At 72.5% G+C, this 12025-nt stretch carries 9 protein-coding genes; 7 read left to right on the plus strand and 2 right to left on the minus strand.

Annotated features, from left to right (window positions below; all coding sequences use genetic code 11):
• The first annotated feature begins 140 nt into the window (after positions 1–140).
• Both ABZ340_RS08150 and ABZ340_RS08155 read left to right on the plus strand, forming a co-directional pair.
• Entirely contained in the window at positions 141–734 is a 594-nt protein-coding gene (locus ABZ340_RS08150; protein ID WP_358780931.1) for a hypothetical protein, read from the plus strand.
• Between the two features lie 250 nt (positions 735–984).
• Positions 985–1173 (plus strand): DUF6191 domain-containing protein, encoded by a 189-nt coding sequence (locus ABZ340_RS08155; RefSeq protein WP_358780932.1) that lies wholly within the window; start codon positions 985–987, stop codon positions 1171–1173.
• Positions 1174–1182: 9 nt separating this feature from the next.
• On the opposite strand, the gene ABZ340_RS08160 is transcribed toward ABZ340_RS08155, so the two are convergent.
• Positions 1183–2385: a PQQ-dependent sugar dehydrogenase gene (locus tag ABZ340_RS08160; protein ID WP_358780933.1), complete on the minus strand. Its 1203-nt coding sequence runs from the start codon at positions 2383–2385 to the stop codon at positions 1183–1185.
• A gap of 188 nt (positions 2386–2573) precedes the next feature.
• On the minus strand, positions 2574–3572 hold the full coding sequence (locus ABZ340_RS08165) for an aldo/keto reductase (RefSeq protein ID WP_358781028.1): 999 nt from the start codon (positions 3570–3572) through the stop codon (positions 2574–2576).
• Between the two features lie 78 nt (positions 3573–3650).
• On the opposite strand from ABZ340_RS08165, the gene ABZ340_RS08170 reads away from it, so the two are divergent.
• The 5 genes from ABZ340_RS08170 to ilvC all read left to right on the plus strand — a co-directional run bounded on the left by ABZ340_RS08170 (position 3651) and on the right by ilvC (position 11985).
• Positions 3651–4601 (plus strand): 2-hydroxyacid dehydrogenase, encoded by a 951-nt coding sequence (locus tag ABZ340_RS08170; protein ID WP_358780934.1) that lies wholly within the window; start codon positions 3651–3653, stop codon positions 4599–4601.
• Positions 4602–5130: 529 nt separating this feature from the next.
• Positions 5131–8226, plus strand: a complete 3096-nt coding sequence (locus tag ABZ340_RS08175; protein ID WP_358780935.1) for an EAL domain-containing protein — start codon at positions 5131–5133, stop codon at positions 8224–8226.
• A gap of 243 nt (positions 8227–8469) precedes the next feature.
• On the plus strand, positions 8470–10320 hold the full coding sequence (locus ABZ340_RS08180; protein WP_358780936.1) for an acetolactate synthase large subunit: 1851 nt from the start codon (positions 8470–8472) through the stop codon (positions 10318–10320).
• A gap of 29 nt (positions 10321–10349) precedes the next feature.
• Entirely contained in the window at positions 10350–10874 is a 525-nt protein-coding gene (gene ilvN, locus ABZ340_RS08185) for an acetolactate synthase small subunit (protein ID WP_358780937.1), read from the plus strand.
• 112 nt (positions 10875–10986) lie between these two features.
• The gene (gene ilvC / locus ABZ340_RS08190; protein ID WP_358780938.1) at positions 10987–11985 is read left to right on the plus strand and encodes a ketol-acid reductoisomerase; all 999 of its coding nucleotides are present in this window, start codon (positions 10987–10989) and stop codon (positions 11983–11985) included.
• Positions 11986–12025 lie beyond the last annotated feature (40 nt).

Below are 12025 nucleotides of genomic sequence, written 5' to 3' on the forward strand. Positions count from 1 at the left end.
GCCGAAACGCCCACGTGGCTCCGCACGAGGGAGCTCCGGTGCCTTGCGAGCGCACGCACCGGACGCCGCGAGCTGATCGGGCTCCCCTTCCGCCCGGGGCTCTAAGAGACCTCTCAGACAGCGTCCGTACGGTGCGGGGCATGGGTACGAAGACAGTGGACGAGACCGGGGCCGCGACACAGGCCGACGAGGACACGGCGGACGGCGCCGAGGAGACCACGCGGGCCGTGGCGGACACCGAGGAAGCCGCCACCGAGGAAGCCGCCACCGAGGGCACGAAGGACGCCGGGGAGGTGAAGGACGACGTCGACGCGGCCGGGAAAGCCGAGGCGGCGGGTCCCTCCGGTGTCGGCCAGGGTGCCGGTGCCGTCGTCTCCGCCGGGCTCGGGGTCGTCTCGCTGACCGGCGGCTGGATCGGCACCGTGGCCTCCGCTCGCGAGTCGCTGATCGGCCAGCTGGAGACCTCCTCCTCGTCCGATGTCGCCACGATGATCGAGAAGGGCTACGGCGACGCCTGGCACGCCACCGCGCTGTGGGGCGGCCTGTTCGCCCTGGCCGCCCTGATCGTCGGCGTCGTGGTGCTCGCCCGGCCCGCCTTCGGGGCGCCGGGCAGGCCGCAGGCCCCCTGGATCAAGTCGGTCGCCTGGGCGGGCGTCGCCCTCGGCGTCATCGGCCTGCTGCTGGCCGTCCTGAAGTACACCGACGTCCTGCTCGGGCTGCCGTCCACGGGCTGACGTACGTCACCGCAGGTCCCCAGGGGCCCCGGGACATCCGCACGTGCACACGGCGGACGGTCCCGGGGCCTCTTCCGCGTCCGCGCCCACAAGACCCTCCAAGACCCCCGCGCACCTCTGAGGCCCCTGTGCACGCCCCCAGGCTCGCCCCATGACGCGCCCGCCTCGGTCCGTTCCCGGCCGGAACACACACCCCCGAGACGGCGGACCGGGACGTACGCTGAACGGATCGACGGCCGAGGGAGGCACCGTGTTCGACGTCCTGCAGGAACTGTTCGCACCCGGCCGCAAGCACACCCGGGACGAACAGAACCGGCTGGAGCTCACCCGGGAGGACGCGGGCGACGGCGACCCCGGCCGCGGGCCGATAGACCTGGCCTCGGGGAAGGTCGTCGTACGGCCGCCGCACCGGGACGAGGCGCGGCCCGCCGAGGAGTGAGCGCCCCGGCTACGTCACTCTCAGCTCCAGGATCCGGTCGTCCCCCTTCTCCGGGTCGCCCCGGCCGTCCGTGTTGCTGGTCACCAGCCACAGCCGGCCGTCGCCCGCCGCAGCCACCGTGCGCAGCCGGCCGTACTCGCCCTCCAGGAAGGACTGCGGGTCGGCCGCGGTCTCGGTGCCCTTCAGCGGGATGCGCCACAGGCGCGCGCCGCGCAGGCCCGCCATCCAGAGGGAGCCCCCGGCGTGGGCGACGCCGCTGGGGGAGGCCTCGTCCGTGCTCCACTGCGCCAGCGGGTCACGGAAGGAGGCGTCGCCGGACCGGCCCTCCGCCTCGGGCCAGCCGTAGTTGCCGCCCGGCTCGATCGCGTTCAGCTCGTCCCACGTGTTCTGCCCGAACTCCGAGGCGAACAGGCGCTGTTCGTCGTCCCAGGCCAGACCCTGCACATTGCGGTGGCCCAAGGAGTACACCGGGGAATCGGGGAAGGGGTTGCCCGGCGCCGGTTCGCCCTCCGGGGTCAGGCGCAGGATCTTTCCGCCGAGGGAGTCCTCGTCCTGGGACAGGCCCGTGTCGCCGCTCTCGCCCGTGCCCACGTACAGCATCCGGTCCGGGCCGAAGGCGATCCGGCCGCCGTTGTGGATCACCCCCTTGGGGATGCCCTTGAACACCGTGTCGGGCGCGCCCAGCTGCTCGCCGGACGGCTCCTCCTCGTCGTACGGCATGCGGACGACACGGTTGTCCGAGGCGGAGGTGAAGTACGCGTAGACCATGTGGTCCGAGGCGTAGTCGGGGGAGAGCGCGATGCCGAGCAGACCGCCCTCCCCGGCCGGTGACACCCCCGGCACCTCTCCCAGCTCCGTCTTCTCGCCGGACCGGGCGTCGACCCGCGTGATCGTGCCCTCGTCCCGTGAGGAGACGAGCAGGTCGCCGTCCGGCAGCGGGGCCAGGCCCCAGGGACTTCTCAGGCCCGTGGCGACCGTGCGGACCACCTTCACGGAGCCCTTGGCCGCAGGGGCTGCCCCGGTGCCCGGCTGCGAGGGCGAGGCCTGCGCGGTCGTACGGCCCGGCGAGGCGCCCTCGTCCTTGTCCGGCGCGCCTTCGCCGCCGGAGGAGCAGCCGGCCGTCAGTACCAGCGCGGCGGCGGCCAACACGGCCGACACGACTCGACGTTGCACGATCGTGGTCCTTTCGACGCGGCGGGTTCTCCTTGTCATACACCGCTCGCGCCTCACAGGTTCCCGGTCCCCGGATCCGGAATCGCGGGAACCGGGCCCCCGGGGCCGGGCACCGGTCCCTCGGGCCGGGCGGCGGCGCGAAGGCCGTGCTCAGGCCGGTCGAGCGGGTCGAGTGGGTCGGGCGGGCCGGGCGGGTCGGACAGGGAGGGCCCGGCGGCCGGCCGGTCTCAGTCCCACGACCCCTGCGCCGCCGGAAGCCCGGCGATCTCCGCCAGGTCCCGCGCCGTCAGCCGCAGCCCCGCCGCCCCCGCGTTCTCCGCCACCCACCGCTCCCGCTTGGCGCCCGGCACCGGCACCACGTGCCGCCCCTGGGCCAGCACCCAGGCCAGGGCCACCTGCGCGGGCGTGACCCGCTCGCCGTGCCGGGCCGCGACCCGGCGCAGACCGGCGACGATCGGCTGGTTGGCGGCCATCATCTCGGCCGTGAAGCGGGGGTGCCGGGCCCGCACGTCGTCCGGTTCGAAGCCCTCGCCGGGCGTCAGCGTGCCGGTCAGGAAGCCGTTGCCGAGCGGCATCGCGGCGAGGAAGCCGATGCCGCGCGCCTCGCACCACGGCAGCAGGGACCGCAGCGCCTCCGGCGACCACACCGACAGCTCGGCCTGAACGGCGCTCACCGGGAAGACCTGCTGCACCCGCTCCAGCTGCCGGATCGTCCCGTCGTGCAGCCCCGCCCCCTGCCGCCGCGCCGACCGCGCTCCCACCGCACACAGCCCCAGCGCCCGTACCTTCCCGGCCCGGACCAGCTCCGCCATGGCGCCCCAGGTCTCCTCGACGGGAACCTCCGGATCGGCACGGTGCAGCTGGTAGAGGTCGATGACGTCGGTCTGCAGACGGCGCAGCGAGGCGTCGCAGGCCCGTCTGACGTAGCCGGGACGGCCGTTGGCCACGATGTGCTGGTCCCCGGCCAGCAGCCCCACCTTGGTGGAGACGAACGCCTCCGCCCGCCGCTCCTTCAGGACCCGCCCCAGCAGCAGCTCGTTGGTGAACGGGCCGTACATGTCGGCCGTGTCCAGCAGGGACGACCCCACGTCGAGCGCCCGGTGCACCGTCCTGAGCGACTCGTCGCCCCGCTGCCGCGACGCGCTGTACGCCCAGCTCATCGGCATGCACCCGAGCCCGACGGCCCCCACCGCGAGTGCCGCCGCGCCGATCGTCCTGCGCTCCACCTGGTCGTGACCCTCCCTCGTCAAGGCCACCCCAACCTAACCTCTGCGCCGTCACACCCCTGACATAGCCTCCAGGCCATGACTGCTGACGTGTGGCTGCCCATCCCGCCCGACGAGATCGAGGGGCTCCCCGAGGGCCCCGCCTACCGCTTCTGGGACGGCGCCGAGGACTTCCCCGCGGACCCCGCCGACTGCGCGTTCTACGTCGTGCCCTACATGAAGCCCAGCCCGCTGTGCGTCCGGCCGCTGCCGCGGATGAACTCCGTCCGGGTCGTCCAGACGCTCTCCGCCGGCATCGACCACGTGGAACCGGGGCTGAAGGACCTGCCCGACGGCGTACGGCTGTGCAACGCGCGCGGCGTGCACGAGGCCAGCACCGCGGAACTGGCGCTCGCGCTGATCCTGGCGTCGCTGCGCGGCATCCCCGACTTCGTCCGGGCACAGGGACGAGGGGAGTGGCTGGGCGGGTTCCGGCCCGCGCTGGCCGACCGGACCGTCCTCATCGTGGGGTACGGCTCGATCGGTGCGGCCATCGAGGACCGGCTCGCGCCCTTCGAGGTGGCGCGGGTGGCGCGCGTCGCGCGCTCCGCGCGCACCACGGAGCGCGGGCCGGTGCATCCGCTCACCGACCTGCCCGCCCTGCTCCCGGAGGCGGACGTCGTCGTGCTGTCCACGCCGCTCACCGAGACCACCCGCGGCCTGGCGGACGCGGACTTCCTGGCCCGGATGAAGGACGGCGCGCTGCTCGTCAACGTCGCCCGCGGCCCCGTCGTCGACACCAAGGCGCTCCTCACCGAGCTGGAGAGCCGCCGCATCACCGCCGCCCTCGACGTCACCGACCCCGAGCCGCTGCCCCCGGGCCATCCCCTGTGGCAGGCGCCGGGCGTGCTGATCAGCCCGCACGTCGGCGGGCCGACGACCGCCTTCCTGCCGCGCGCGAAGCGGCTGCTGACGGACCAGTTGCGCCGCTTCGTGAACCGGGAGCCGCTGCGCAACGTGATCCTCACGACGGGCGCGTCCGGCGCGTGACCCGCGCGTCCGGCGCGGCGGCCTCGTGACCGGGCGCCGGGCGCACCCGGCGCGGTGAACAAGCGACGTGTGCGCCCGGCGCATCGGCGGGAACCCGCCCCGTCCGAGCGGCCGGTGCATCCTTCGCACCAAGGAGCGGTGACCCGCTTTCCGCACCGTCCGCAATCTTCCGGGTGCGGTGGGTTCCCGCATATTCCCTGGTCGTCACGGAGAGTAGAGAACCTATGTCCCTGAGTGACGGCACTGGTGTATCGTCCCGACAGGGGCTGCGCCGTGCACCGTTCGGCGCCGGGGATGGACATTTCAGACTGTGAGGGGGGCGACGGGCGATGCACGGCCTATGGACGAACGATCCGACGCGGCGGGGCCGCCGGCGGCGACCCCCGCGCACGGCCGCGCGCAGGCGCGGCCACCGCGACCACCACAGCCACAGCCATCACCAGCGCAGGCCGAACAGCCGCAGGCGGCACGCCCAGGGGGCGCTGCCGGACCCGCGGGACCCGGCAGCGGCGCGGACCGGGAGGACCCGGTGAGCTCGCCACCTTCCGCCCCCGCACCCGCCCTCGACGGCGCGCTGCGCTCGCAGCAGGCGCCGGGCGCCCCGCCGGCCCGGGCCGGCGGCACGTACCTGGGCCGGCAGCTCGCCGTCGCCCTGCTCTGCGCGGCGTACGCGATCGGTTCGGCGTTCGGCTGGGGGTCCGAACGACTCGCCGTGATCATGGGCGACTTCGGGCTGGCTGCCGCGGCGGGCGCCGCAGCCGTCTCGTGCTTCGTCCACGCGCGCAGGAACCGGGTCCGCTTCCGGGCCGCCTGGCTGATGTTCGCCCTCTCCTCGGCGATGGCCTGCCTGGGCAACCTGGTCTGGGGCTGGTACGAGGCCGTCCTCGTGCGGCCCGTGCCCCACCCCAGCTACGCGGACCTGTTCTTCCTGTGCTTCGCGCCGCCCGCGATCGTCGGGCTGCTGGTACTCGCCAAGCGGCCCATGACGAAGGCCGGCTGGGTCTGCCTGGGTCTCGACGCCTGGCTGATCGGCGGCTCCCTGCTGACGCTGGCCTGGAGCCTGGCGCTGGAGCAGGCCGCGCGGGCCGACGGGTCCAGCGTGGCGCACATCGCGCTGGCGCTGGCGTACCCGCTGCTCGACATCGCCCTGATCAGCATGGTGCTCGCGCTGCACTTCCGCCGCGCGCCGGTGTACCGCTCCAGGGTCAACACCGCGATCGGCGCCCTCGCCCTGACCGTGATGTGCGACGCCCTGTTCACGTCACCGCTGCTGCACGGCAGCTACCGTTCCGGCCAGTTGCTGGACGCCGGCTGGTTCGCCGGCTCCCTGCTGCTCGCCTACGCCCCCTGGGCCCCGCCGGGCCGTGGACGGCCACCGCACGAGGAAGCGCCCGCCGGGCACACGTGCGGGGTGCGCGAGCACCCGTCCGGCCGGCCCGCCACGGGACACCCGCCCGCGCCCGCGCCGGGCGGCGACCACGGCCGCTACCCGGCCGCCCGGCCCATCGCCGGGTCGCTGGCCGCGCTCACGCCGTACCTCGCCGCCGCGGTCTGCACGCTGGGGATCCTCTACAACGTCCTCAACGGCCGCAGCGTCGACCGCGTGGTGCTGCTGACCGGCGGCACGGTCGTCCTCGCCCTCGTCGCGCGCCAGGGCATCATGCTGCTCGACAACATCACCCTCACCCAGGAACTGGCCGAGAAGGAGAACCACTTCCGCTCCCTGGTGCAGGGCTCCAGCGACGTCATCATGATCGCCGCGCCCAGCGGCATCCTCCGGTACGTCTCCCCGGCCGCCGCCGGCGTCTACGGCCGCCCCGCGGAGGAACTGGTCGGCACGGAACTGGCCGGTCTCATCCACCCGGACGACCTGGGCTGCGTGGTGCACGAGGTGCGCCGCTTCCTCGCCGCCGACCCGGTCGAGGAACCCACCACCCGCATCGAGTGCCGCTTCCGCTCGGGCGACGGCGGCTGGCTCAACGTCGAGTCGACCGTCAACCGCCACCACGGCGGCCTGATCTTCAACAGCCGGGACGTGACCGAACGCGTGCGCCTCCAGGCGCAGCTCCAGCACAACGCCGAGCACGACCCGCTCACCGACCTGCCCAACCGCGCCCTGTTCACCAAGCGCGTCCAGCAGGCCCTCTCCGGCCGCCGCGCCTCGGACCGGGGCGCCGCCCTGCGCGGCACGGCCGTGCTCTTCATCGACCTGGACGGCTTCAAGGCCGTCAACGACACCATCGGGCACCAGGCCGGGGACGAACTGCTCGTCCAGGCCGCCCGCAGACTCCAGGAGGCGGTCCGCCAGGGCGACACCGCCTCCCGGCTGGGCGGCGACGAGTTCGCGGCCCTCATCGCCGGGGACGGCACCCGCGACCGGGCCGCCCGCGAGCGGCACATCCTGGAACTCGCCGACCGCCTCAGGGTGACGCTGTCACAGCCTTACCTCATCGACGGCAACGATGTCCGCGTCAACGCCTCCATCGGGGTGGCCTTCGCCGAGCCCGGCCTCGGCGCGGGCGAACTGCTGCGCAACGCCGACCTGGCGATGTACCGCGCCAAGGCGGGCGGCAAGGGCCGCGTCGAGCTGTACCAGCCGCAGATGCAGCAGGACGTCGTCCGCAAGGCCGAACTGGCCACGCGGCTGCGGGCCGCCCTGCACGACGGCGAGTTCGCCCTGCTGCACCAGCCGGTGGTCTCCCTCCAGGACGGCCGGATCACGTCGGTCTGCGCGCAGGCGCGCTGGCGCTCCTCGCAGGGGGTGCTCTTCACCCCCGCCGAGTTCCTGCGCGTGGCCGAGGACGGCGACAAGACCGCCGAACTGGACCGCTGGATTCTCCGGGAGGCCATCGAGCAGGCCGCCGAACGCGCGGCGGCCGGGCTGTCGGTGCCCGTGGCCGTCCGCCTCGGCGCCCGCCGCCTGCTGGACCGCTCGACGCCGTTCGGCTCCGTCGAGGCCCTGCTCACCCGGCACGGCCTGCCGCCCGGCTCCCTGGTGATCGAAGTGTGCGACATCGACCCCCGGGTCGGCCTGGAGGAGCTGGAGCGCCGCCTGAACGCCCTCAAGCGGGTCGGCGTACGGATCACGCTGGACGGCTTCGGCAGCGGCTACGCGGCGGTCACCGCGCTCCGGCGGCTTCCCCTCGACGCCCTCAAGCTGGACCGGAGCCTGGTCGAGGGCGTCGTGGAGTCGGCCCGGCTCTACAAGATCACAAGTGGTCTGCTCCGTATCGCCGCCGACCTCGGGCTGACGTCCGTGGCCGAGGGGGTGGACCTGCCCGAGCAGGCCGTCGCCCTGCGCGCGATGGGCTGCACCCACGGGCAGGGCATGGCCTTCTCCGGGCCGCTGGACGAGCACCGGCTGCGCCGGGCGCTGGGCACCGGCCCCTACCCGCTGCCGCACGGTCCGGCCGGTCCTGCCCTCACGGGGAGCGGCGGTGCGGTGATGTACGCCGGCGGGGTGACCAACGGGGTGGCCAAGGGGATGACGGGCACGGTCGGAAAGGGCCGGCCCGGCGCCGTGGCCGGCGGGGTCGCCGGCGGCGTCACCAGCAACGTTCCGGCCGTCTTCACCGGTGGCACACCCCTTCGTTCACATAATGAGACTCCCGTCCCACCCACTTGACAGTGAGTGCGTGCCGGGGGGAGGGTCAGTGCCATGCGCACCCGAATTCTCGTACTTGGACAGCGCGTCGGCTGAAGCTGGTGACGTCCGGACCGACCCGGAACCCCAGCGACCCACACCCGGCGCGCTCCCCTCGCTTGCCTTATGGCACGAGGGGTTTTTTGTTGCACCAGCACCTGCCGAACCGCGGTCACCCACCGCGCAAACTTCGCGAAAACCCTCAGCACCGAGAAGAGAATGCCGATGACCGAGCAGGCCACCGGGGCCCCTCATCCGCAGCCGCGGCCCCGATCCGGAGGACAGCAGTCCGCGCCCGTCGAGCACGTCACGGGTGCGCAGTCCCTCATCCGCTCTCTCGAGGAGGTCGGCGCCGACACGGTATTCGGCATTCCCGGTGGCTGCATCCTTCCGGCGTACGACCCGCTGATGGACTCCACCCGCGTCCGCCACGTCCTGGTCCGCCACGAGCAGGGTGCGGGCCACGCCGCCGAGGGGTACGCGCTCGCCACCGGCAAGGTCGGCGTCTGCATGGCGACCTCGGGACCCGGCGCCACCAACCTGGTCACCCCGATCGCCGACGCCCACATGGACTCGGTGCCGCTGGTCGCGATCACCGGCCAGGTCGCCTCCAAGGCGATCGGCACGGACGCCTTCCAGGAGGCGGACATCGTCGGCATCACCATGCCGATCACCAAGCACAACTGGCTGGTCACCAACGCCGACGACATCCCGCGGGTCATCGCGCAGGCCTTCCACGTCGCCTCCACCGGCCGTCCCGGCCCGGTCCTGGTCGACATCGCCAAGGACGCCCTCCAGGCGAAGACCACCTTCTCCTGGCCGCCGGTGATGGACCTGCCCGGCTACCGCCCGGTGACCAAGCCGCACGCCAAGCAGATCCGCGAGGCGGCCAAGCTGATCACCTCCGCCAAGCGGCCGGTCCTCTACGTCGGCGGCGGCGTTCTCAAGGCCCGGGCCACCGCCGAGCTGAAGGTCCTCGCCGAGCTGACCGGCGCCCCCGTCACCACCACCCTGATGGCGCTCGGCGCGTTCCCCGACAGCCACCCGCTGCACGTGGGGATGCCGGGCATGCACGGTGCGGTCACCGCCGTCACCGCGCTGCAGAAGGCCGACCTGATCGTCGCCCTCGGCGCCCGCTTCGACGACCGCGTCACCGGCAAGCTGGACAGCTTCGCCCCGTACGCCAAGATCGTCCACGCCGACATCGACCCGGCGGAGATCGGCAAGAACCGCGCCGCCGACGTGCCGATCGTCGGTGACGCCCGCGAGGTCATCGCCGACCTGATCCAGGCCGTCCAGAAGGAGCACAGCGAGGGCCACACGGGCGACTACAGCGCCTGGTGGAAGGACCTCAGCCGCTGGCGCGAGACCTACCCGCTCGGCTACGACCGGCCCGAGGACGGCTCGCTGTCCCCGCAGGCGGTCATCGAGCGCATCGGACAGCTCGCCCCCGAGGGCACGATCTTCGCGGCGGGCGTCGGCCAGCACCAGATGTGGGCCGCCCACTTCATCCAGTACGACAAGCCCGCCACCTGGCTCAACTCCGGCGGCGCCGGGACCATGGGCTACGCCGTCCCGGCCGCCATGGGCGCCAAGGCCGGCGCGCCGGACAGGACCGTCTGGGCGATCGACGGCGACGGCTGCTTCCAGATGACCAATCAGGAGCTCGCCACCTGCGCCCTGAACAACATCCCGATCAAGGTGGCCGTCATCAACAACGGCGCCCTCGGGATGGTCCGCCAGTGGCAGACCCTGTTCTACAACCAGCGCTACTCCAACACCGTCCTGCACTCCGGCCCCGACGACGTCAACCCCGAGGCCCGGGGCACCCGCGTCCCCGACTTCGTGAAGCTGTCGGAGGCCATGGGCTGCTACGCCATCCGCTGCGAGGACCCGGCCGACCTCGACAAGGTCATCGAGGAGGCGAACTCGATCAACGACCGGCCGGTCGTCGTCGACTTCATCGTCCACGAGGACGCGATGGTCTGGCCGATGGTCGCCGCCGGCACCTCCAACGACGAGATCATGGCCGCCCGGGACGTCCGCCCCGACTTCGGCGACGGCGAAGACGACTGAGCGAGGAAGAGCGAGAAGGAAGACCACACATGTCCAAGCACACGCTCTCCGTCCTGGTGGAGAACACCCCCGGCATCCTCGCCCGGATCGCCGCCCTCTTCTCCCGCCGCGGCTTCAACATCGACTCGCTCGCCGTCGGCGTCACCGAGCACCCCGACATCTCCCGCATCACCATCGTGGTGAACGTCGAGGACCTGCCGCTGGAGCAGGTGACCAAGCAGCTCAACAAGCTGGTCAACGTGCTCAAGATCGTCGAGCTGGAGCCGTCGCAGGCCGTGCAGCGCGAACTCGTCCTGGTGAAGGTGCGCGCCGACAACGAGACGCGCTCCCAGATCGTCGAGATCGTCCAGCTCTTCCGCGCCAAGACCGTCGACGTCTCCCCGGAGGCCGTCACCATCGAGGCCACCGGAGGCAGCGACAAGCTGTCCGCCATGCTCAAGATGCTGGAACCGTACGGCATCAAGGAACTGGTCCAGTCCGGCACCATCGCGATCGGCCGCGGCGCCCGTTCGATCACGGACCGCTCGCTGCGCGCCCTCGACCGCACCGCCTGACACGCCCCGCGGGCGGCTTGCCTGCCGCCCGCATCCCGAGACCCCCGAACTTCCCTTCCCCTCACCGGCATACGGTGGGACGCAACACCTGCACACAAGGAGAGAACCCAAAGTGGCCGAGCTGTTCTACGACGCCGACGCCGACCTGTCCATCATCCAGGGCCGCAAGGTCGCGGTCATCGGGTACGGCAGCCAGGGCCACGCCCACGCCCTGTCGCTGCGCGACTCCGGCGTCGACGTGCGCGTCGGTCTGCACGAGGGCTCCAAGTCCAAGGCCAAGGCCGAGGAGCAGGGCCTGCGCGTGGTGAGCCCCGCCGAGGCCGCCGCCGAGGCCGACGTCATCATGATCCTCGTCCCGGACCCGATCCAGGCCCAGGTCTACGAGGAGCACATCAAGGACAACCTGAAGGACGGCGACGCCCTGTTCTTCGGCCACGGCTTCAACATCCGCTTCGGCTTCATCAAGCCCCCGGCCGGCGTGGACGTCTGCATGGTCGCCCCGAAGGGCCCGGGCCACCTGGTCCGCCGCCAGTACGAGGAGGGCCGCGGCGTTCCCTGCATCGCCGCCGTCGAGCAGGACGCCACCGGGAACGCCTTCGCGCTGGCCCTGTCGTACGCCAAGGGCATCGGCGGCACCCGCGCCGGTGTCATCAAGACCACCTTCACCGAGGAGACCGAGACCGACCTGTTCGGCGAGCAGGCCGTCCTGTGCGGCGGCACCGCCGCGCTGGTGAAGGCGGGCTTCGAGACCCTGGTCGAGGCCGGCTACCAGCCGGAGATCGCCTACTTCGAGTGCCTGCACGAGCTGAAGCTGATCGTGGACCTCATGTACGAGGGCGGCCTGGAGAAGATGCGCTGGTCGGTCTCCGAGACCGCCGAGTGGGGCGACTACGTCACCGGTCCGCGCATCATCACCGACGCCACCAAGGCGGAGATGAAGAAGGTCCTCGCCGAGATCCAGGACGGCACCTTCGCCAAGAACTGGATGGACGAGTACCACGGCGGCCTGAAGAAGTACGACGCGTACAAGCAGCAGGACTCCGAGCACCTGCTGGAGACCACCGGCAAGGAGCTGCGCAAGCTCATGAGCTGGGTGAACGACGAGGCGTGAGCCTGACGGCCGAAGGGGCCGGAGCGCATTGCTCCGGCCC

This window comes from Streptomyces sp. NPDC006134 (assembly GCF_040628835.1).
Classification (GTDB): Bacteria; Actinomycetota; Actinomycetes; order Streptomycetales; family Streptomycetaceae; genus Streptomyces.